19 protein-coding genes are annotated in these 19887 nt (G+C 66.9%); 5 read left to right on the top strand and 14 right to left on the bottom strand.

The window, feature by feature from the left end; translation table 11 throughout:
- Window positions 1–4 precede the first annotated feature (4 nt).
- The 5 genes from ACM6JT_RS22175 to ACM6JT_RS22155 all read right to left on the bottom strand — a co-directional run bounded on the left by ACM6JT_RS22175 (window position 5) and on the right by ACM6JT_RS22155 (window position 7210).
- A complete protein-coding gene (locus ACM6JT_RS22175; RefSeq protein ID WP_414857292.1) occupies window positions 5–4846 on the bottom strand; it encodes an NAD-glutamate dehydrogenase in 4842 nt (1613 codons plus the stop codon).
- A gap of 143 nt (window positions 4847–4989) precedes the next feature.
- On the bottom strand, window positions 4990–5211 hold the full coding sequence (locus ACM6JT_RS22170; RefSeq protein ID WP_414857291.1) for a hypothetical protein: 222 nt from the start codon (window positions 5209–5211) through the stop codon (window positions 4990–4992).
- A gap of 105 nt (window positions 5212–5316) precedes the next feature.
- Window positions 5317–5505 carry a 4-oxalocrotonate tautomerase gene (locus ACM6JT_RS22165; RefSeq protein WP_105392471.1) on the bottom strand — a complete coding sequence of 63 codons (189 nt, stop codon included), beginning with the start codon at window positions 5503–5505 and terminating at the stop codon, window positions 5317–5319.
- 60 nt (window positions 5506–5565) lie between these two features.
- Window positions 5566–6342 (bottom strand): class II aldolase/adducin family protein, encoded by a 777-nt coding sequence (locus tag ACM6JT_RS22160; protein ID WP_414857290.1) that lies wholly within the window; start codon window positions 6340–6342, stop codon window positions 5566–5568.
- Entirely contained in the window at window positions 6317–7210 is an 894-nt protein-coding gene (locus ACM6JT_RS22155; RefSeq protein WP_414857289.1) for an urea transporter, read from the bottom strand. The genes ACM6JT_RS22160 and ACM6JT_RS22155 overlap by 26 nt, the downstream gene beginning before the upstream one ends.
- Before the next feature lie 266 nt (window positions 7211–7476).
- On the opposite strand from ACM6JT_RS22155, the gene ACM6JT_RS22150 reads away from it, so the two are divergent.
- Window positions 7477–8037, top strand: a complete 561-nt coding sequence (locus ACM6JT_RS22150) for a putative glycolipid-binding domain-containing protein (RefSeq protein WP_105392474.1) — start codon at window positions 7477–7479, stop codon at window positions 8035–8037.
- Here the strand turns inward: ACM6JT_RS22150 and ACM6JT_RS22145 are convergent.
- The 5 genes from ACM6JT_RS22145 to ACM6JT_RS22125 form a co-directional block, all read right to left on the bottom strand.
- Window positions 7992–8903, bottom strand: a complete 912-nt coding sequence (locus ACM6JT_RS22145) for an alpha/beta fold hydrolase (protein WP_414857288.1) — start codon at window positions 8901–8903, stop codon at window positions 7992–7994. The genes ACM6JT_RS22150 and ACM6JT_RS22145 overlap by 46 nt on opposite strands.
- Before the next feature lie 4 nt (window positions 8904–8907).
- Window positions 8908–9813 (bottom strand): metal-dependent hydrolase, encoded by a 906-nt coding sequence (locus ACM6JT_RS22140; RefSeq protein ID WP_175747537.1) that lies wholly within the window; start codon window positions 9811–9813, stop codon window positions 8908–8910.
- Window positions 9810–10745 (bottom strand): SDR family NAD(P)-dependent oxidoreductase, encoded by a 936-nt coding sequence (locus tag ACM6JT_RS22135; RefSeq protein WP_131949467.1) that lies wholly within the window; start codon window positions 10743–10745, stop codon window positions 9810–9812. Before ACM6JT_RS22135 ends, ACM6JT_RS22140 begins: the two co-directional genes overlap by 4 nt.
- Window positions 10746–10766: 21 nt before the next feature.
- On the bottom strand, window positions 10767–12347 hold the full coding sequence (locus tag ACM6JT_RS22130; RefSeq protein WP_414857287.1) for a flavin-containing monooxygenase: 1581 nt from the start codon (window positions 12345–12347) through the stop codon (window positions 10767–10769).
- 247 nt (window positions 12348–12594) lie between these two features.
- Window positions 12595–13266, bottom strand: a complete 672-nt coding sequence (locus ACM6JT_RS22125; RefSeq protein ID WP_105392479.1) for a lysoplasmalogenase — start codon at window positions 13264–13266, stop codon at window positions 12595–12597.
- Between the two features lie 408 nt (window positions 13267–13674).
- Here ACM6JT_RS22125 and speB point away from each other — a divergent pair, with 408 nt between their 5' ends.
- Entirely contained in the window at window positions 13675–14643 is a 969-nt protein-coding gene (gene speB / locus ACM6JT_RS22120) for an agmatinase (RefSeq protein ID WP_414857286.1), read from the top strand.
- Window positions 14644–14871: 228 nt separating this feature from the next.
- Here speB and ACM6JT_RS22115 read toward each other — a convergent pair whose 3' ends face one another.
- The gene (locus ACM6JT_RS22115; RefSeq protein ID WP_414857285.1) at window positions 14872–15246 is read right to left on the bottom strand and encodes a MerR family transcriptional regulator; all 375 of its coding nucleotides are present in this window, start codon (window positions 15244–15246) and stop codon (window positions 14872–14874) included.
- A gap of 99 nt (window positions 15247–15345) precedes the next feature.
- Here ACM6JT_RS22115 and ACM6JT_RS22110 point away from each other — a divergent pair, with 99 nt between their 5' ends.
- The 3 genes from ACM6JT_RS22110 to ACM6JT_RS22100 all read left to right on the top strand — a co-directional run bounded on the left by ACM6JT_RS22110 (window position 15346) and on the right by ACM6JT_RS22100 (window position 16965).
- Complete coding sequence (locus tag ACM6JT_RS22110; RefSeq protein ID WP_034180334.1) at window positions 15346–16173, top strand: SDR family NAD(P)-dependent oxidoreductase; 828 nt, start codon at window positions 15346–15348, stop codon at window positions 16171–16173.
- Window positions 16174–16277: 104 nt separating this feature from the next.
- Window positions 16278–16574 carry a cupin domain-containing protein gene (locus ACM6JT_RS22105; RefSeq protein ID WP_081938434.1) on the top strand — a complete coding sequence of 99 codons (297 nt, stop codon included), beginning with the start codon at window positions 16278–16280 and terminating at the stop codon, window positions 16572–16574.
- Window positions 16575–16824: 250 nt separating this feature from the next.
- Window positions 16825–16965: a hypothetical protein gene (locus tag ACM6JT_RS22100; protein WP_165948173.1), complete on the top strand. Its 141-nt coding sequence runs from the start codon at window positions 16825–16827 to the stop codon at window positions 16963–16965.
- A gap of 331 nt (window positions 16966–17296) precedes the next feature.
- On the opposite strand, the gene ACM6JT_RS22095 is transcribed toward ACM6JT_RS22100, so the two are convergent.
- The 3 genes from ACM6JT_RS22095 to ACM6JT_RS22085 all read right to left on the bottom strand — a co-directional run bounded on the left by ACM6JT_RS22095 (window position 17297) and on the right by ACM6JT_RS22085 (window position 19814).
- Complete coding sequence (locus ACM6JT_RS22095; protein WP_414857284.1) at window positions 17297–18277, bottom strand: sulfonate ABC transporter substrate-binding protein; 981 nt, start codon at window positions 18275–18277, stop codon at window positions 17297–17299.
- 124 nt (window positions 18278–18401) lie between these two features.
- The gene (locus ACM6JT_RS22090) at window positions 18402–19241 is read right to left on the bottom strand and encodes a MerR family transcriptional regulator (RefSeq protein ID WP_414857283.1); all 840 of its coding nucleotides are present in this window, start codon (window positions 19239–19241) and stop codon (window positions 18402–18404) included.
- Between the two features lie 9 nt (window positions 19242–19250).
- Entirely contained in the window at window positions 19251–19814 is a 564-nt protein-coding gene (locus ACM6JT_RS22085; protein WP_414857282.1) for a GNAT family N-acetyltransferase, read from the bottom strand.
- Between the last annotated feature and the right edge of the window lie 73 nt (window positions 19815–19887).

The following is a 19887-nucleotide window of genomic DNA, read 5'->3' as shown; positions in this document are numbered from 1 at the left end:
ACCGTCACGCGCGTTCGAGCACGGCCATCTCGCGCACGATCACGAGCAGCACCGCGAGGCTGGCGCCGCCCGACGCGCGCAGGTCCGCGAGCAGGTGCTCGTAGCGCGCGAGCGCGGCGTCGCGGCGCTCGCGCCACGCGCCGACGATCGTCTCCGGCGTGGTCGAATCCGCCGATTCGGCGAGCGCGCTCGTCGCGAGCGTGCGCTTCAGCCGCGCGACTTCCGCGAGCGCGGCCGCGCGCGCGAGCATGTCCCAGTGCGTCGGCGTCGGCAGCGTCGCCGCGCGTTCGCCGATCCATCCGTAATTGAGCAGCGTGCCGAGCGAGAAATAGACGCCCGCGACGAGTTCGAGGCTGCGGTTGCAGGTCGCGGCCACTTCGGCGATGTCGAGCAGCGTGGCCGAGATGTCGCCGCTCGCGACACGCACCGCGAGCGCGCTGTCGACGCCGGCTTCAACGAGCACGCGCTGCCGCTCGGACAGCGCTTCGAGTGCGTCGGCCGGCAGCAGCGACGGCAGTTGCGGCGCGAGCCGCTGCGCCGCGTCGCGGCAGCGCGCGATCAGCTCGGCAACGCCGCCGTCGGCCACCGCGCCGGACTGCAGATGACGCAGGAACCACAGCGCCGCGCGCTCCAGCAGCCGCGCGACGTCGACGAACATGCGCGCCTGCACGTCGTCGGCGACGCGGTTGTCGAGCGCGTCGATGTCGCGCCACACCGCATCGAGGTCGAACACGTCGCGCGCCATGATGCACGCACGCACGATGTCGCCGGGCTTCGCGTCGGTTTCCTCCATTAGCCGATGCACGAACGCGCAGCCGACGCGATTGACGAGCGCATTGGTCAGATGTGTCGCGAGAATCTCGCGGCGCAGCGGATGGCGATGCATCGGCTCGCTGAAGCGTTGCTGCAGCGGCGTCGGGAAGTAGTCGACGAGCATCGCGGCGACGAGCGGGTCCTCGGGTACGTCGGATTCGAGCAGCGCGTCGTAGAGCCACATCTTGCTGTACGCGAGCAGCACCGCGCGCTCCGGCGACGTGAGGCCGAGCTTCGCGGCTTGCCGTTCGGCGACTTCGTCGTCGGTCGGCAGGAATTCGATCACGCGGTTCAGGCGGCCCGCGCGTTCGAGCCAGCGCATCAGGCGCGCCTCGGCGTCGAGCTGCTCGACGCCGTAGCGGCCCGCGATCGACAGCGCCTGCGTCTGGTAGTAGTTGTCGCGCAGCACGAGCAGCCCGACTTCGTCGGTCATCTCCGCGAGCAGCGCGTTGCGCTGCTTCCCGGTCATCTCGCCGTCGGAGACGACGAGCCCGAGCAGGATCTTGATGTTGACTTCGTGATCCGAACAATCGACGCCGGCCGAGTTGTCGATCGCATCGGTGTTGATGCGGCCGCCGCGCTGCGCGAACTCGATGCGGCCGAACTGCGTGCAGCCGAGGTTGCCGCCTTCGCCGACCACCTTGCAGCGCAGGTCCGCGCCGTTCACGCGCACCGCGTCGTTCGCGCGGTCGCCGACCTGCAGGTGGGTTTCGCGCGCGGCCTTCACGTAGGTGCCGATGCCGCCGTTGTACAGCAGATCGACCGGCGCCTGCAGGATCGCGCGGATCAGCTCGGTCGGCGGCAGCGCGTGCGCGTCGATGCCGAGCGCGGCCTGCACGGCCGGCGACAACGGGATCGTCTTCGCGGTGCGCGGATAGACGCCGCCGCCCGCCGAAATCGCGGCCGGGTCGTAGTCGGCCCAGCTCGACCGTTCGAGCGCGAACATGCGCTGGCGCTCCGCGAAGCTGACCGCCGGATCGGGGTTCGGGTCGAGGAATACGTGCCGGTGATCGAACGCGGCGACGAGCCGGATATGCGGCGACAGCAGCATGCCGTTGCCGAACACGTCGCCGGACATGTCGCCGACGCCGACTACCGTGAAGTCGGTCGTCTGCGTATCGACGCCCATTTCGCGGAAGTGCCGCTTCACCGATTCCCACGCGCCGCGCGCGGTGATCGCCATCTTCTTGTGGTCGTAGCCGACCGAGCCGCCGGACGCGAACGCGTCGTCGAGCCAGAAGCCGTATTCGTGCGAGATCGCGTTCGCGTAGTCGGAGAAGGTGGCTGTGCCCTTGTCGGCGGCGACGACCAGATACGGATCGTCGGGGTCGTGGCGCACGACGTCGGGCGGCGGCACGATCGCGTTGCCGACCAGGTTGTCGGTCAGGTCGAGCAGGCCGCGCAGGAACGTCTGGTAGCACGCGATGCCTTCGCGCATCCACGCTTCGCGATCGCTCTGCGGCGGCGGGTTCTTCACGACGAAGCCGCCTTTCGAGCCGACCGGCACGATCACGACGTTCTTCACCATCTGCGCCTTCATCAGCCCGAGCACCTCGGTACGGAAATCCTCGCGGCGATCCGACCAGCGCAGGCCACCGCGCGCGACGCGCCCGCCGCGCAGGTGCACGCCCTCGACGCGCGGCGAATACACCCAGATCTCGAACATCGGCTTCGGTTCGGGCAGGCCCGGCACTTTCGCCGGATTGAACTTGAACGACAGGTAGGGTTTCGATTCGCCGTTCGCGTCGAGCAGGAAGTAGTTGGTGCGCTCGGTCGCGTTGATCACGCCGAGGAACTGGCGCAGGATGCGGTCCTCGTCGAGGTTGGGCACCTGGTCGAGTGCACCTTCGATCGCCTTCAGCAGCCGTTCGGCCTGCACGTCGCGCGTGTCGCCGGTGCGCGGGTCGAAGCGCAGCAGGAACAGCTCGACGAACTGGCGCGCGATCGCCGGATTGCCGGTCAGCGCGCGTTCGATATATGCGTCGCTGAACGTCGAGCCGACCTGCCGCAGGTATTTCGCATACGCGCGCAGGATCGTCACTTCGCGCGCGCTCAGGTGCGCGCGCAGCACGAGGCGGTTGAAATCGTCGTTCTCGATCCGGCCGCTCCAGATCCGGTCGAACGCATCCTCGAACAGGCCTTTCACGCGCTCGATGTCGAACTCGGTATCGTCGGCGAGTTCGAGCCCGAAGTCGTGCACCCATGCGTGCGCGGCGTCCTGCGTCTGGATCCGGTACGGCCGTTCCTCGTCGACGCGCACGCCGAGATGCTCGAGCATCGGCAGGCTGCGCGACAGCGCGATCGGGTCGCCGGTGCGATAGACCTTGAAGCGGAACGCGCGCGGCCCGGCCTCGATCGGCCGGTACAGGTTCATCGCGAGCTGGCCCGAATCCTTCACGCGCTCGATCAGCTCGATGTCGCGCACGGCCGTGCGCGCCGGATAGTCGTCGCGATAGCCGGCCGGGAACGAGTCTGCATAGCGCTGCAGCAGGCGGTTGCCTTGCTCTTCGCCGAACGCGTCGAGCAGCGCGTCGGCGAGATCGTCCTGCCAGCGGCGCGCCACCTGCACGAGCCGCGTCTCGAGCTCGCGCGTGTCGACGTCGGGCATCGTGCCCGGCTCCGCATGCACGACGAAATGAATGCGCGCGATCGCTGATTCCGACAGCAGCGGCGTGAATTCGACGTTCACGCCGTTGTACGCGTCGACGAGCAGTTTCGCGATGCGCCGGCGCAGGTCGGTGTTGTACTTGTCGCGCGGCACGAACACGAGGCACGACACGAAGCGGTCGAACCGGTCGCGGCGCACGAACAGGCGCGTGCGCTGGTGTTCCTGCAGCCGCAGGATCCCGAGCGCGATGTCGTAGAGCTGGTCTTCGTCGGCCTGGAACAGTTCGTCGCGCGGGTAGGTTTCGAGCACCGTCACGAGCGTCTTGCCGAGATGCCCCTTCGGCAGGAAGCCCGCGCGCCGCACGATGTTCGCGCACTTGCGGCGCACGATCGGGATCTCGGTATACGAACCGAAATAGGAGGTCGACGTGTAGAGCCCGATGAAGCGGCGTTCGCCGGTGATCTTGCCGTCGGCGCCGACGAGCTTGACGCCCACGTAGTCGAGATAGCCGGGCCGGTGCACGGTCGCGCGCGAATTCGCCTTGGTCAGGAAGATCGGCCAGGAGCCGGTGATGATGTCGGCGGCGGCCTTCGGCAGCGGCGTCACGTCTGACGCGCCCGACGTGCGCAGCGATTCGCGCAGGATGCCGAGGCCCGTGCCCTCGATGCCGCGCAGGCCGAAGCCGGTGCCGTCCGACACCAGCGCGTAGTCGCGGTGGCCGAGGAACGTGAAGTGATCGGCGGCCATCCATTCGAGGAACGCGCGCGCCTCGATGTCTTCCGCGGTCGATTCGCGCGTCTTCATCTCCTTGATCGTCGCGCGCGCGATGTCGACGATCTTCGGCCAGTCCTCGACCGATGCGCGCACGTCGCCGAGCACGCGCGCGATGTCCTCGCGCAGCGTGTCGAGCAGCGCGGCGTCGCCGCAGCGATCGACTTCGAAATGGATGAACGACGCGAGTTGCGACTGGCCGTCGCCGGGTGTTGCGCCGCCCGCGTCGACGCGCTCGATGCCGCCGTTGGCGCCGCGCCAGAGGCGGAACACGGGATGCAGCGCCGAATGCAGCGCGAGCCCGAGGCGGTTGACGGCCATCGTCACCGAGTCGACGAGGAACGGCATGTCGTCGTTGACGATCTCGATGACCGTGTGATCGGAGTGCCAGCCGTGCTGTTCGAGGATCGGGTTGTATACGCGCAGCCGTTCGCTGCCGGGCACGTATTTCTGGGCGGTCTGCCAGTGCGCCATCGCGGCGCCGTACAGGTCGGCGATGCTGCGGTCCTGGAGATCGTCGGCGTCGACGAAATCGTAGTAATGATGCAGGAAAGGTTCGACGATCCGGAACGTGGCTTCGGGCAGGCGCTCGCGCGCGAATTCGACGACGTCGGAGAGCAGGTGTGCGACGACTTCCTCGTTCTTCGCTTCCATGGCGGTCTCCCGGGTGGCCATTGGCTGCTGCGTCTGTCCGGCATTATGCGCCGATTGCGCGACAAAGCGATGTGCGGGCGCACAACGGGAGGGGCGGGAGGAGGCCGCGGGCAGCGCCCGTTGCAGGGCGCTGCAGAGGCGGGTCAGGTCAGTTCCGGCGGCTTCAGGTCGGGATGCCTTGCGTAGAGCGGATTCATGAAGTCGGCCAGCATCGTGGTCAGCACCTGCGACACGAATTCGCGGTAGGCGACGAATTCGTGCTCGGGGCACGTCGCTTTGACCTGATGGAGCGACTGATCCAGTTTCGCGCCCATCGACAGGATCATTTCGTTGAGCGTCGTGGCGATGTGCTTGTCTTCGATCATGCGGTCTCCATCGAGTGCCGTTTGGTGCGGCGCGTTCGTTCGGGTGTCACCGCAGTTCGAGCGCATATTGCCCGGCAGGTTCCGCCGGGGCGGAGGCGGCGTTTGTCAGCCCTCGTCGCTCCACAGCTTCCCGGCCGTCGCCCAGTTCTCCTTCTTCACGTCGGTGAGAATAATGTCGACCGAGCCCGGCGCGCAGCCGAGCGTCTCGCACGTGACGCGCGTGATTGCTTCGACGAATTCGCGCTTCTGTTCGACGGTGCGGCCTTCGAACAGCTGGATATTGAAAGTCGGCATGACAGGTGCTCCGGTTGGGTTTGAACGATTCGGCCGCGGGTGGCGGCCATGGTTGCGGCGTCAGTCGCGATACGACGGATCGATCCGGTCGAGGCGGCGCAGCAGCGCCGGCCATTCCAGTTCGCCTTCGATCGCGCCGCCGTCGCGCAGTTGTGCGGCGGTGCGGTCGGCGACGGCCGGGTCGGGCAGCACGAGCGGCCCGCCGCCTGCCTGTGCGCGGATCTGGATGTCGCACGCCTTGATCAGCGTATCCATCAGCACATAGGCTTCGCCAACGGTGCGGCCGACCGTCAGCGTGCCGTGATTGCGCAGCAGCATCGCGGATTTCGTTCCGAGGCTCGCGGTCAGCCGCGCGCCTTCGGCCGGCGAGAACGCGAGTGCCTCGTAGTCGTGGTACGCGAGGTCGCCATGAAAGCGCAGTGCGTGCTGCGATGCGGGCAACAGCCCGTCGCGCTGGATCGACACGGCAATGCCGGCCGTATTGTGCAGATGCATTACGCACACCGCGTCGGCGCGCGCGGCATGCACGGCCGCATGCAGCGCGAAGCCCGTCACGTTGACCGCGTGTTCGCTGTCGCCGATCCGGTTGCCGGCCAGGTCGATCTTCACGAGGTTCGATGCGCGGACCTCGTCGAACGCGAGGCCGAACGGGTTGATCAGGAAATGGCCGGGCTCGCCGGGCACGGTCGCGGAAAGGTGCGTGTAGATCAGGTCGTCCCAGCCGTTCAGCGCGACGAGCCGATACGCGGCGGCGAGATCGACGCGCAGCCGGCGTTCGGCGTCCGAGATCGGGGCGCCGGGTTTCACGGCATCAGGACGGTGTGCGAATGACGACATCGTGTTCTCCGAGGGTGAAGCGGCGCGCGACAGCCACCGTGACCCACGACGCGAGCACGAACGGGGCCGTGAACGCGGGGATGCCCGCGCATGTCGCGAGCCACTGGATCAGTGCGGCGAGGGCGGCCGCCGCGAATGCCGCGCGCGGGCCGCGCGGCGCCAACGCGAGCGCGGCGAGCGCGCCGTTGAAGCCGAGCAGGCCGTCGGCGAACGACGTGCCGTTCGCGCCGAGCGCGAGCAGCAGCGCGGCCGACACGATGGCGCCGCCGAGCGCGAACGTGGCCGCGCGGCGCGACGCGGCGGCGATGCCTGCGACGATCAGTGCGCCGGCCCACGCGCCTTGCGCGAAGGTGGTCTGCGCGATACCCGAGAGCAGCGCGTCGGCGATGGAAGACAGCGTCAGGGTTGCGCCAGCCGTTGCGCCGCTCGCATGTGGCGGCGCAACAAACGACATCCACAGCGCGGTAACGGCGAGGCACGGGCTCGAATACGGACACTGGCGCCAGCGGGCCAGCGGCGCGCGCATCGCGCGTTGCACGAGCGCCGAGCCGATTGCGACCAGCGGCACCAGCGCGAGCGCGGCGAGCGGATGGGGCGCGAACAGCACGGCGATCAGCGCGGCGAGCGCGCCGTTGAAGCCGTGCCGCCCCAGTTCGACGTCGCGCCGCTCGGCGCCCGTCAGCACGGCGGTCATGCTCGCTGCGGCCGAGCCGACCAGCGCCGCGCACGCGAGCCGCACGTCGGTCAGCGCCAGCGCGGCGAGCAGCAGCGCGCCGGTGAATGCATTCGCCTGCAGCACGATCTGCCCGATGCCGCGCAGCAGGATGCGCAGGTCGATCGACGGCGAGGCGGAGCGGGCGGTAGGCATGGTGGCGGCGGGACAGGACGAGCCGCGAGCATAGGACACAATTCCATGCACCGGAATAGGGAATCCTGGATAGTCAGGATTTGTGGTTGATGCTCGGAATTGGGGCGTGCCAGCCGGCCTGCGTTAACGTTTTTGGGCGATTTGTCGGTTTCGGTAGCGAATTTGGGCAATCGCTAGCCTTTCCGCGCAAGTACGCGTTTGTTGGCGTCTTCGTTCGGGAATTTGTGCGACGATCCCCCGCATTGAGTAAACCGGGAGGCGGAACGATGCGCGAAGTGCGTTGGGCGTCGCTCGAAGGCGACGGGGTCGAACATCTGACGTTCGACCGGAGCGGCGGCGGGATCGTCGTCGAAAGCGCGGTGGTCGGCCAGCGGTACGGTCGCGCATACGGGCTCGCGTATCGCGTCGAGTGCGATTCGCACTGGCGCGTGACGTATGCGGTGCTCAAGGTGATGGGCGGCGGCACGCTCGAACTGCGCGGCGACGGCGCAGGCCACTGGCACGACGGCGCGGGCCGAGCGCTGCACGAGCTCGACGGCTGCATCGACATCGACATTGCGGCGACGCCGTTCACGAATTCGCTGCCGATCGGCCGCCTCGGGCTCGCGCGCGGCGAGCGGCGGCCGATCGACGTCGCGTACATCTCGACGCCGGACCTGAAGGTCACGCCGGTCAAGCAGGCCTACGCGTGCATCGAGCCGGGCCGGCGCTACCGCTACGAAGGCATCTTCCGGAATTTCACGGCCGAGATGGACATCGACGACGACGGGCTCGTCGTCGACTACGAGACGCTGTTCAGGCGCCTACCGGCGCCGGCGGGGCGCTGAACCGCGGCATTCGTGATCGCCGGCCGCTCCTGCGCGGACGCGAAGCGGTCGATCCGCGACGCGATCATGTCCGGGTGACGCAGCACGATCCAGTGCGTGCCGTCGATTTCCTCGCGCACGTGGTCGCCGAGCCAGCGATCGAGGTCGACCGACATCTCGGGCGTCACGTAGCGGTCGCGCACGGGCACCAGGATCTGCACCGGCGCCTGCGCATACCGTTCGCGCGGCTTGCGTGCCCGTGCGAGGAAGTTCGCACGGTAAAGCTGCAGGCCGTTCAGCGCGTTCTTCAGTTGCACGGGATCGCGCTCGGCGCGCACGCGTTCGGTGAGCTGCAGCCAGCGCGGCCACAGCGCCGCGCCGCCGAGCCGCCACACCAGCGACGGCACGAGCGGCAGGTGGAAGAACGCGATGTACCACGACTTCAGGCTCTGCTTGAGCCGCAGCTTCGCGCGGAACACGTGATCGAGGCACGGGCCCGAGATCGATGTGTACGACGCGATCCGGCCGCGGAACGCGGGGTCGGTCACGGCCTCCCAGCACTGGATCGAGCCCCAGTCGTGGCCGACGAGATGGAACGGCCGGCCGCCGCAGGTCGCGTCGGCCACCGCCTTCAGGTCGTCGGCAAGCCGCGCGAGCGTGTAGTCGGCACGGCGGCGCGGCGCATCGGACGCGCCGGCGCCGCGCACGTCGTACGCGATCACGCGGTAGCGCTTCGCGAGCCGTGCGCGGATCGGCGCCCACACGGCCGCCGAATCGGGGTAGCCGTGCACGAGGATCAGCGGCGGCGCGCGACGCGATCCGCTCACGTAGACGGCGAGTTTCACGTCGCCGGACTGGACGGTCAGCATCTCGTGCGCGCGCGCCATCGCGTCATGCCTGCGCAACCGGATGCAGCGGCACGCGGCGCGGGGCGGCCTGCGCCGCGTAGCGCGCGTTGGTCGCGTCGATGTTCTCGAGCAGCGTGTCGAGCCCCTGCAGGTACTGGTGGTTGTCGTGGTCCCACGGGTGGAAGCCCGGGCGGAAGTAGTCGAGCCATTCGCGCGCGATGCTCGGGAACACGCCGTGCTTCGGGCCGTACAGGTACTTCACGAGGCGCCACATGCCGCCGAACTTGCCGTGTTCGCGACGGTGCGCGCGCATCAGGCGCACGTGGAAGTCGAACACGATCGTCCAGAAGAACACGGTCGTCGTCAGCATCGTGCCCGTGCGCAGCAGGTAGCTGCCGAGGCCCGGCTTCATCACGGTGGTCCATACGTCGTACGACACCGCCTTGTGCTCGGTTTCCTCCATCGCATGCCACATCCACATCTGCTGGTAGCCTTCGACCGAGCCGTCGATGCGGTGCTCGTGGCCCGACAGCAGCTGGTTCGCGAGGATCGCCGTGTAGTGCTCGAGCGCGATCGTGATCGCGAGCTGCATCGAATGCGGCAGCGCCTTCTTGAACCAGCCGAGGATCGTCCACAGCCGCTTGTCGAGCTTGTGCGCGGGCAGGCCCGACGCCTGCAGCAGGTCGTTGTATTCGATGTGCTCGCGCGTGTGCATCGCTTCCTGGCCGATGAAGCCGAGCACCTGCTTCTTCAGCTCGGGATCCTCGATCCGGTCGCGGTAGTTGCGCACCGAATCCATGAAGAAGCGTTCGCCGGCCGGGAACAGCAGCGACAGCGCGTTCATGAAGTGCGTGACCGGTACGCCCTGCACGTGCCAGTCCTTCGCGCGTTCGGGCGGCAGCGCGAAACGGATGTCGCGCCGCACGGGCATCATGTTCGGGGTCGTCATGATTGTTCTCCTCCCTGATTACCTGCGTTGTTGTAGGTTGCGTGCAGCGGTGCGGGCGCCGGCGCGCCGCGGGCGGCGTCGCGGCGGGCTCTCGCGGCCTCGCGGCGCGTCGCAAGCACGACGAGCGCCTGGTACGCGGACGGCAGGATGCGCGCCATCCAGTCGCCGGCCTTCGCATCGCGGCCGATCAGCACACGGCGCTTGTTGCGGCGCACGCCGGCGAGGATCGTGCGCGCGGCGTCGTCGGCGGTCGTGATGAAGAACTTCTCGAACGTGTCCCGGCCTTGCTGCTCGCTCGCGACCATGAAGCCGACCATGTTCTTCGACACGCGGCTGGCCTGCGCGATGTTCGTGCGGATGCCGCCCGGATGCACGCAGGTCGCCGACACGCCGCACTTCATCATGTCGAGCTCCTGGCGCAGCGATTCGGTGAAGCCGCGCACCGCGAACTTGGTTGCGTTGTAGCCGCTCATGCCCGGTTGCGCGAAGATCCCGAACAGGCTCGACGTGTTGATCACGTGGCCGTCGCCCGATGCCTTCAGGTGCGGCAGGAACGCTTTCGTGCCGTGCACGACGCCCCAGAAGTTGATGTTCACGATCCACTCGAGATCGCTGTAGTCCATCCCTTCGATCGTGCTCGACAGCGCGACGCCCGCATTGTTGAAGATCAGGTTGACCTTGCCGTGTTCCTTCGCGGTGTCGTCGGCCCACGCGAACATCGCGTCGCGCTCGCCGACGTCGAGCACGCGCGTCGATACGCGCACGTTCGGCGCGATCGCGCGGACGATCCGTTCGGTTTCCGCGAGGCCGACGCCGTTCTTGTCGGCGAGCGACACATGGCAGCCGGCCTGCGCGAGCTGGATCGCGAGCGAGCGGCCCATGCCCGAGCCGGCACCCGTGATCGCGGCGACCTTGTTGGCGAAATCTCTCATGTCGTTGGCTCCTTGTCTGGCTCAGGCCGCTTCGGCGGAAGTGGAAGCGGAAGCGGCGGGCGCGGCAACGGGCCGCGCGATCGTGTCGTGCGGTGCGCGATACGCGTGGTAATCGGCGATCGAGAAGCGCGCGGTTGCCTGGCGGAAGCGCCACGTGAAGCCCGGCCACAGCGTCGTGTTCTTGCCCGTGCGCGGATCGAGATACCAGCTCTTGCAGCCGCCCGTCGACCAGATCGCCTTCTTCAGCTTGCCCTGCAGGTCGCTGTTGAACTGCGCCTCGACGAGCGGGCGCACCTCGATCGCATCCGCGCGCTCGCGGCGCATCGCCTGCAGCGCGCCGAGGATGTATTCGATCTGCGACTCGATCATGAACACCATCGAGTTGTGGCCGAGGCCCGTGTTCGGGCCGACGATCATGAAGAAGTTCGGGTAGCCGGGCAGCGTCGAGCCGAGATACGCGTGCGCGCCGTCGCGCCATGCGTCGACGATGTCGAGGCCGCCGCGGCCGACGATCGCGCCGCGCGGATACGGATCGGCGACCTGGAAGCCGGTGCCGTAGATCAGGCAGTCGACTTCATGGCGGCTGCCGTCGGTCGTCACGACCGCGTCGGCCTCGATGTGGTCGATGCCGGTCGTGATCACGTCGACGTTCTTGCGCGACAGCGCCGGGTAGTAGTCGTTCGAGATCAGCACGCGCTTGCAGCCGAGCGTGTAGTTCGGCGTGACGGTCTTGCGCAGCTCCGGATCGGGAATCTGCTTGCGGATATGGCGCAGCGCGAGCTTCTGCACGTTCTTCATCAGCGACGGATGGATCGCGAAGCCGAGCACGCGCGATTCGAGCATCCAGTAGATGCCGCTGCGCACCACTTTCTGCGTGAACGGCAGCGTGCGGAACAGCCATTTCTCGAACCCGGTCAGGTTGCGGTCGGGCTTCGGCATGATCCACGGCGGCGTGCGCTGGAACAGCGCGAGTTCCTTCACGCGCGGCGCGATCTGCGGCACGAACTGGATCGCGCTCGCGCCGGTGCCGATCACCGCGACGCGCTTGCCTTCGAGCGCGTAGTCGTGATCCCACTGCTGCGAATGGAACGCGCGGCCCTTGAAATTCTCGACGCCGGGAATCGCCGGCAGCGCGGCGCGCGACAGGCCACCCATCCCCGACACCAGCACGCGTGCGGACAGCCGCTTGCCGTTCGCGAACGTGAGGCGCCAGCGCTGCGCGGCCTCGTCGTATTCGGCGCGCTGCAGCTCGTGGTTCAGGCGCAGGTGCGGGCCGATCCCGAAGCGCTGCACGCAGTCTTCCAGATACGCGCGGATCTCCGGCTGCGGCGCGAACATGCGCGTCCAGCGCGGGTTCGGCGCGAACGAGAACGAATAGACGTGCGATTGCACGTCGCATGCACACCCGGGGTAATGATTGTCGCGCCACGTGCCGCCGACCGACGCGGCCTTCTCGAGGACGACGAAGTCGGTCACGCCTGTTTGCCGCAGGCGGATCGCCATCCCGAGACCGGCGAAGCCGGTGCCGATGATGGCGATGTCGATGGTGTCGTCCAGGCCGTCGTGGCCGGGTGAACCGAAAGGCAACGTGCGAGCATTCATCCGGGTGTCTCCGATTTGGCTCATTTTTTAATGTTACATTGGTTGATGTAACGATAGTGGGTGAGCCCGGAAACCGCAAGAGGCTAGAAGCGGCGCTCTAAGGGCCTGAAACCAGGCGGGAAAAGGCTGAGCGGGGTTTGGAACAGCGCACTTTCCGCAATGCGGGATACGCGGAAAGGCTCGTCGACACGGGCGGAGCGGGGCGGAGACGAGACCGCCGGCGTGCGGCGGTCTGTTTGAAACGGAATCAGGGGCGGATCGATCCGGCGGCCGTCTCATGGAAAACCCCGGCCACGATCGTGACCTGCGCGAGCGCGTAGAGGCCCCAGATCAGGTAATCGATGCCCGGAAAACCGCCGAGGAACCGGCCGACGCCGATCAGCGTATCGGAGCCGACGAAGATCAGGCTGCCGACGGCCACCAGCGCGCCATGCGTGCGGGCAGCGAGCGCGAAGCTCGCCATCGCGCACAGCACGAGCATGTAGACGGCGACCGGCGCCAGCAGCTCGCCGAGGTGCGGCAGGAAGGCGAGGTAGAACGCCGGCGCGGCGATCCACAGCCCGACCAGCGCGACGATGCGCCAGCCGTGCGGCCGCGCGCGCCAGCGCATGAAGATCGCGCAATAGCACAGATGCGTGAGCAGGAACGCGCCGAGGCCGAGGACGAACGACAGCGGCCAGTCGGGCAGCGCGAGCAGCACGTCGCCGAGCACGGCCGTCGCGAGCGCCGCGCACAGCCACGCGCGTTCGCGCGGCGCGCCGCAGGTGCTGCCTGCCGCGAGCAGCAGGATGCCCATTGCGGCTTTCGCGGCGGCCTGGCCGGGATAGGGCGCAGCGGCAAGCGACAGTCCGTACAGCAGCGCGGCGGCGATGGCGAGCGGCCAGAGCCGGCGGTAGGTGGCGGGAAGCGTGGCGATCAAGGCGGGTGTCTCCGGTTTGTTGTTGTCTGCGGTGGACGGCGCGCCGTCGAGCGCGCGGCTGCGGCCATTATCCGGAAGAAAGGACGGGCGAAAACCGGCGAATCCTTCTAGGACGCAGTCGGGACGGCACGTGCAGGTGTGTGCCCGCCGCCGCCGCGATCCGGTGCTGCCGGGTGACGATGCGCGGGCGTTGCCGCCGGATTTTTTCAACGCGTTGCCCCTGCTGAACCGGGGCAACGGCTCCAGTTCGGCTTGCTATGATCGCCGCGGTATTGCCGTTGTCGTTGTCCCGCACGGCCGCGCGACTGGATGCGCAAGCCGTGCGTGCCCGATGAATCCACGCCGTGCCCGGCCCGCGCGCCCATGCAACGCGAGGCCGAGCCGGCCCCCACGAAAACAGGTTCGACCATGACCGAACTTCTCCACGGCGACGGTGCGATCCGTCGCACGACGCCGTACGGCTCCTCGATCGAAAACACCTATGCGGGCGTGCTGTCGTTCATGCGCCGCAACTATTCGCGCGCGCTCGACGGCGTCGACGTCGCGATTTCCGGCGTGCCGCTCGACCTTGCGACCACCTATCGCTCGGGCGCACGGCTCGGGCCGGCTGCGATCCGCGCGGCGAGCGTACAGCTCGCGGAGCTCAATCCGTATCCGTGGGGCTTCGATCCGTTCGACGATCTCGCGGCCGTCGACTACGGCGACTGCTGGTTCGATGCGCACAACCCGCTGTCGATCAAGCCCGCGATCGTCGAGCATGCGCGCACGATCCTGCACTCGGGCGCGAAGATGCTGACGCTCGGCGGCGATCACTACATCACGTATCCGCTGCTGGTCGCGCACGCGGAGCGCTACGGCAAGCCGCTGTCGCTGATCCATTTCGACGCGCACTGCGATACGTGGGCCGACGACGATCCGGACAGCCTCAATCACGGCACGATGTTCTACAAGGCCGTGAAGGAAGGGCTGATCGATCCCGCGACGTCGGTGCAGGTCGGCATCCGCACGTGGAACGACGATTTTCTCGGGATCGAGCGGCTCGATGCCGCGTGGGTGCACGATCATGGTTCGCGCGCGGCGGTCGAGCGGATCGTCGACATTGTCGGCGCGCGGCCCGCGTACCTGACGTTCGATATCGACTGCCTCGATCCGGCATTCGCGCCCGGCACGGGCACGCCGGTCGCGGGCGGGTTGTCGTCCGCGCAGGCGCTGGCGATCGTGCGTGGGCTCGGGGCGTTGAATCTGGTTGGGGCGGATGTTGTCGAGGTGGCGCCTGCTTACGATCATGCGGACATCACTGCGATCGCGGCCGCGCATGTTGCGTGCGATTTGCTGTGTCTGTGGCGGCAGAAGAAGGTGGCGGGCGCGTTGAAGTAGGGCGGCGCGCACGGCCACGCGATGCAAGAGGCCGGCGGGCAGGGTGCCCGCCGGCATTTTTCATGCGCTACGCGTGACTTCGCCGGATCGATGGCCGTGTGCTGATTGCCCGCCGTGGGGCACGCAAAAAAGGCGCTTCGCGGATTTCCGTGGATGGCGCTTTCCGACCTGACGCGGCCATCGACGTTCCTGTTCGATGCAGCATGACATTTGCACAGCCGCGACTCATCACGCTATTTCTTCTTCGACACAATCGCCGCCAACTTTGGCCAACGCATTCAGCAACCCTGTTCGCAGCGTGATCAACGCGAGACTCTTCGCATCGAGTTCGGCGAGCTTTGCTTGCAGGCACGCGACCTTCTGCTCAACGCCGAACGTCGGACTTTCCCATACATGGACAACGTCGCCAATTTCCGCCAGCGTGAAGCCCAACGCCTTCGCGTGGACGATCAGCCGTATCCGCTGTAACGAAAGTTCGGAATAGCGCTTGTAAGTGTTCGTCGCGTTCGGTTGTGTTGCTTTGTCCAGCAGACCCAAGCGCTCGTAGTAACGGACGGTGTCGCGCGATACACCTCCCCGCTTGCATAGCTCGCCGATGCGCATGCTGCCTCCAATCAATGTCGTGGAGCGTCATTTACGCTTGACCGTTGCCTATAGTCAACGGTTTAGAGTGCAACTCCCGTTCCACTCCATCAGCAAGCCATGAGTCAATCTTTCGATTTTCGCGGAAAAACAGCACTCGTCACCGGTGCATCGTCGGGTATCGGGCGCGCGTTTGCCTATGCGTTGGCCGAACGCGGTGCGAGACTCCTGCTGGTCGCACGCTCTCGCGACAAGCTGCGCGATCTGGCCGCAGAACTGCGGCGCGACCATGCGTGCGACGCCGATTTTCTGACGGTCGACCTGAGCGCGGCCGACGCCGTCGACACGATCGATCGTCATCTGAAGGAGACCGGCACGTTCGTCGATGTGCTGATCAACAATGCGGGCTTCGCAGCATACGGGCGCTTTGAAACGATTCCGTTGACGCGCCAGCGCGATGAAGTTCTGGTGAACTGCGTCGCCGCGCTCGAGCTGACTCATCTTCTGCTGCCGGGGATGCAAGCGCGATCCGGTGGCGCAGTCATCAACGTCGCGTCAACCGCGGCATTCCAGCCCGATCCGTATATGGCCGTCTACGGCGCGACGAAGGCCTTTCTCCTGTCATTTTCGGAAGCTGTTTGGGCTGAGAACCGGCATCGGGGCATCCGGGTCGTCGCGCTATGTCCTGGCGCGACGCAAACGGCCTTTTTCGACGTTGTTGGCGCGAAGGAGGCTGCTGTCGGCGTGCCGATGCCGGTCGCGAACGTGGTGCGGGATGCGTTGTGGGCGCTCGATCGCAACCTGAGCTATCGGGTTGTGGGGGCGCGAAATCGACTGCTTGCGAACTTGCAGAGACTACTGAGCCGCCAGATGTCGGCTCGGCTCGTTGAAAAAATCCTTCGGCCAAGAGAAGATCCGGATTTCGCGGCAACAGATCTGAAGGCTTAGGGCTGCGCCGTTTCCAGATGGTAGTCTCTCGACGTTGCGATCCGCAGATCGTCTTCGGCGGATACCCGACTAACCTCGTTGCCCACTTCGCCGAGGAAACGCTCATGGATCGTCCGCAGGCAGTTCCAACGCAGCAGGTATTCAATGAACGCGTGATAGTCACCGAGTGGCGATTTGCACCCGGCGCCGAGACCGGCTGGCATGTTCACGGGCATGACTATGTCGTGGTGCCGCAAACGGACGGCGAACTTCTCCTCGAGACAGCGCAAGGCAACCGGGAGTCGCAACTGCGCGCGGGGCAAAGTTACGCCGGGTTGAAGGGAGTGGAACATAACGTCGTCAACGCGACCGACCGCGAGGTGGTATTCATCGAGGTGGAGATTCGCCAAGGCAGCTCTTGAGAGGAAGCACAGACGAACGGCCGCTTCGAAGCGGCCAAGCCGACTGAGAGCTTCCGGCCCACACCTGTCCATCTGAGTTACTGGATCAGCGGGCTCCGGCATTTTTGCCTCGGAATAGTTTTGTCAGTCGAAAACGGGGCTGTGCTACGGCAGATCGGTGAACACGCTTCGCGACGGCGAGCTGAAATCAGCGCATACTGTTTGTGTACTCGAGCTTTCTGTCGAGCACTAATACCACTGGAGTAGTGTGATGGCAAAAGGTCAGTTGCGCAGCAATCGCGAAGCAAAGAAACCGAAGCAGCCGAAGAAGCCGCCGCCCGTTTTGTCGCCTTCCAAATCGGTCCAGCCCAGCGTGCGGTTTAGTCCTGCGGAAGGGCAAAAAAAGCGCTGAGGATGAAGTTGCCCAGGCGAATCGTCGGCATCGCATCGATGCCCGACAACGTTGTCGCAAGTTCACCCGTCGAGGCTTCAACGAAGCCTCGCTTGCCACAACGCAGGCGTGGCTCTTCATGCGCATACCGTTACGCTTGCCAATGTCCTTTGGTGCGTGCATAGCCGACGTTTGAAGGTCCGGGCGGCGGCGTCAACGATTGTCCTCTTCTGGACGAACGCCAACAGTTCGCCCGACATTCCCCGAAAATTCGGGAAGAACGAAAAAAGGCCGACGGGCAGGGTGCCAGTCGGCCTTTCTCGTATAAGTGCGCGCTGAGCCGCGCCGTGCGTTACTTCGCCGCGAGCGCGCTCGCCACGCGTTTATCGCTCCACGCATTGTCCGCAACGCTCAGCTTCTGCGGAATCAGCTTCGCCGCATAAAACGCATCGGCGACACCCTGCTGAACCGCGACGATCTTCTCGTCGACCGGCACCGCACCGAACGGCACACGCTTGATCCACGTCTCGACGAGCGGCAGCGGCAACCCGACCTTCGGCGCGATCAGCGCGGCGGTCTCGGCCGGATGCCCGTTGACCCACAGGCCCGTCTCGCGCGCCTGCTTCAGGATTGCGCCGACCACGTCGGCATGCTGTTCCGCGAAATCGCGCGTCGCCTCGTAGAAGTTGTTCGCGGGCGTGAGGCCCGTGTAGTCGGACAGCGTGCGGATCTTCAGCGAATTCTGCGCAGCCGCGTAATACGGATCCCAGACGGCCCACGCATCGACGTTGCCGCTTTCGAACGCGGCGCGCGCGTCGGCGGGCGGCAGGTACACGGGGCGGATCTCGTCGTAGCGCACGCCGGCCTTCTTCAGCGCTTCCAGCAGCAGGTAGTTCGCGCTCGAGCCTTTCTGCAGCGCGACCTTCTTGCCGCGCAGCCCGGCGAGCGAGCGGATCGGCGAATCGGCCTTCACGAACACGGCTTCGTTGTGCGGCGACGGCGGTTCCGCGCCGACGTACACGAAGCGCACGCCCGCTGCCTGCGCGAACACGGGCGGCGGCGCGCCCGTGTAGCCGAAGTCGATGCTGTTCGCGTTCAGCGCTTCGAGCAGTTGCGGGCCAGCGGGGAATTCGAACCATTGCACGCCATAGCCGAGCGGCTTGAGCCGCGCTTCGAGCGAGCCCTGTGCCTTGATGATCGACAGCAGGCCGGCCTTTTGATAGCCGATGCGCACGACCTTGTCGGCGCCGCCCTGCGCGAAGGCCGACGCGGCGGACAGCGCGACGAGCGTGACGGCGGCGGTGCGGGTGATCCAGCGGGTGAAACGAATCATCGAACGGACTCCATGCGAAACGTCTTCGGGAGAGCGGCCGGTGCCGCTCGGTTGGAAGAATCGTCGCATGGGCGGTTGCGCCCGCAAACGAAGCATTGCCGATAAGAATATGACGGCGGCGGCCCTATGCTTTGCCGTCGTCGCCTTGCGTATCGGGCGTACCGGACTGGCGCGCCGCTTCGTCGCTGAGCTTCTTGTCGAGGATCGTCGCGACGCGGCCGCCGAGATACGCGCCCGCCGCGGTTTCGAGCGCGCGGTTCGTCTCGCCTTCGACGAACACGGCCGCGAGCGGGCGCAGGCGCCAGATCGCGTCGACCAGTTCGGGCACGTCGGTGGCCGGCGGCAGCGTGTCGGCGTCGTAGCGGTCGAGCCGCTTCACGACGAGATCGACGAGCAGCCGCGCGATCGCGTCGAAGTGCGGCCGCGCGAGGCTGATCACGTCGAGCAGTTCGCGCGGCGGGATCCCTTCCTTCGTCATCGCGGCCGCCGCCTCGAGCAGCGCGGGGCTCTTCGCGACGAACGACAGGCCGTGCCGTTCGAGCAGGCCGAGCTCGGTCACGCGCGAAAGCTGCGTGGTCGCCTGCGGGCCGAACATCTGCGCGAGCGCGGCGAGCGAATAGGTTTTCGGCAGTTCATGCGACCAGCGGCCGCCGATCGCGTTTTCGAGGCCGAGGATCGAGCGCAGGTCGTGGCCTTCGTCGATCGCCTTGATCAGGTCCTGGATGTTCGACAGCGTGTAGCCGCGCGCGAGCAGGTGGTTGATCAGCTTCAGGCGCGCGACGTGCGTGTCGTCGTAGATGCCGACGCGCCCGCGCTTCTCGGGCGGCGCGAGCAAACCGCGATCCTGGTACGCGCGGACGTTGCGCACGGTCGTGTCGGACACGCGCGCCAGTTCGTCGACCGTGTACTCGTTGCGGGAATCCGCCGCAGCCTCGTCGGGGTGGGAATGAGTCTGTTTTGACATGCGGCCATTCTAGCGCGACGCGGCAGGCTCGGGCGAGGCGGGGAGCGTGCGTGCGCCGTCTCCGAGCGGGCGCTGCAGCAGCGCCGTGTCGATCCAGCGGCCGTGCTTGAAGCCGACCGCCTTCAGCGTGCCGGCCGGCTCGAAGCCGAACGCGCGATGCAGCGACGTCGAGCCGCCGGTGCCGCCGTCGGCGATCACCGCGATCATCTGTCGCCACGGGCCGGCCTCGCAGCGCGCGATCAGCGCCGCGAGCAGTGCGCGGCCGATCCCGCGCCCGCGCTGCGCATCGTCGATGTAGATCGAATCCTCGATCGTGAAGCGGTATGCGCTGCGCGTGCGGTACGGCGTTGCGTACGCGTAGCCGGCCACGCGGCCGTCGCATTCGGCGACGAGATACGGCAGCCCGTGGCCCAGTACTGCGTCGCGGCGCGCGCGCAGCTCGGCGGCGTCGGGCGGCGTTTCCTCGAACGACGCGACGCCGTGGCGGACGTGGTGCGCATAGATCGCGTGGATGGCGGCGAGATCGGCTTCGGTCGAATCGCGGACGATGCAGGCGGCGGGCGTATCAGACATGGTGATGGGGCGACAGGGCGGGGATGCGGGCAAACCACTACTATGCGGGCGATCGCGTGGCGCGTAAAGCGGC

Origin of the sequence: Burkholderia sp. IT-111MI5, assembly GCF_949752865.1 — a bacterium.
Taxonomy (GTDB): Bacteria; Pseudomonadota; Gammaproteobacteria; order Burkholderiales; family Burkholderiaceae; genus Burkholderia; species Burkholderia pyrrocinia_C.
The sequence above is the reverse complement of the archived record's forward strand: the minus strand, read 5'-3'. Positions and strand labels throughout refer to the sequence as shown.

Excerpts from the sequence above, each read along its gene's own strand:
- ACM6JT_RS22165 (WP_105392471.1), bottom strand. The coding sequence starts at position 5,505 with ATGCCGACTTTCAATATCCAGCTGTTCGAAGGCCGCACCGTCGAACAG.
- ACM6JT_RS22100 (WP_165948173.1), top strand. The coding sequence starts at position 16,825 with ATGGCAAAAGGTCAGTTGCGCAGCAATCGCGAAGCAAAGAAACCGAAG.
- ACM6JT_RS22145 (WP_414857288.1), bottom strand. The coding sequence starts at position 8,903 with ATGGCGCGCGCGCACGAGATGCTGACCGTCCAGTCCGGCGACGTGAAA.
- ACM6JT_RS22140 (WP_175747537.1), bottom strand. The coding sequence starts at position 9,813 with ATGACGACCCCGAACATGATGCCCGTGCGGCGCGACATCCGTTTCGCG.
- ACM6JT_RS22160 (WP_414857290.1), bottom strand. The coding sequence starts at position 6,342 with ATGTCGTCATTCGCACACCGTCCTGATGCCGTGAAACCCGGCGCCCCG.
- ACM6JT_RS22130 (WP_414857287.1), bottom strand. The coding sequence starts at position 12,347 with ATGAATGCTCGCACGTTGCCTTTCGGTTCACCCGGCCACGACGGCCTG.
- ACM6JT_RS22110 (WP_034180334.1), top strand. The coding sequence starts at position 15,346 with ATGAGTCAATCTTTCGATTTTCGCGGAAAAACAGCACTCGTCACCGGT.
- ACM6JT_RS22085 (WP_414857282.1), bottom strand. The coding sequence starts at position 19,814 with ATGTCTGATACGCCCGCCGCCTGCATCGTCCGCGATTCGACCGAAGCC.
- ACM6JT_RS22155 (WP_414857289.1), bottom strand. The coding sequence starts at position 7,210 with ATGCCTACCGCCCGCTCCGCCTCGCCGTCGATCGACCTGCGCATCCTG.
- ACM6JT_RS22170 (WP_414857291.1), bottom strand. The coding sequence starts at position 5,211 with ATGATCGAAGACAAGCACATCGCCACGACGCTCAACGAAATGATCCTG.
- ACM6JT_RS22135 (WP_131949467.1), bottom strand. The coding sequence starts at position 10,745 with ATGAGAGATTTCGCCAACAAGGTCGCCGCGATCACGGGTGCCGGCTCG.
- ACM6JT_RS22090 (WP_414857283.1), bottom strand. The coding sequence starts at position 19,241 with ATGTCAAAACAGACTCATTCCCACCCCGACGAGGCTGCGGCGGATTCC.
- ACM6JT_RS22175 (WP_414857292.1), bottom strand. The coding sequence starts at position 4,846 with ATGGAAGCGAAGAACGAGGAAGTCGTCGCACACCTGCTCTCCGACGTC.
- ACM6JT_RS22095 (WP_414857284.1), bottom strand. The coding sequence starts at position 18,277 with ATGATTCGTTTCACCCGCTGGATCACCCGCACCGCCGCCGTCACGCTC.
- ACM6JT_RS22105 (WP_081938434.1), top strand. The coding sequence starts at position 16,278 with ATGGATCGTCCGCAGGCAGTTCCAACGCAGCAGGTATTCAATGAACGC.
- ACM6JT_RS22150 (WP_105392474.1), top strand. The coding sequence starts at position 7,477 with ATGCGCGAAGTGCGTTGGGCGTCGCTCGAAGGCGACGGGGTCGAACAT.
- ACM6JT_RS22115 (WP_414857285.1), bottom strand. The coding sequence starts at position 15,246 with ATGCGCATCGGCGAGCTATGCAAGCGGGGAGGTGTATCGCGCGACACC.
- speB (WP_414857286.1), top strand. The coding sequence starts at position 13,675 with ATGACCGAACTTCTCCACGGCGACGGTGCGATCCGTCGCACGACGCCG.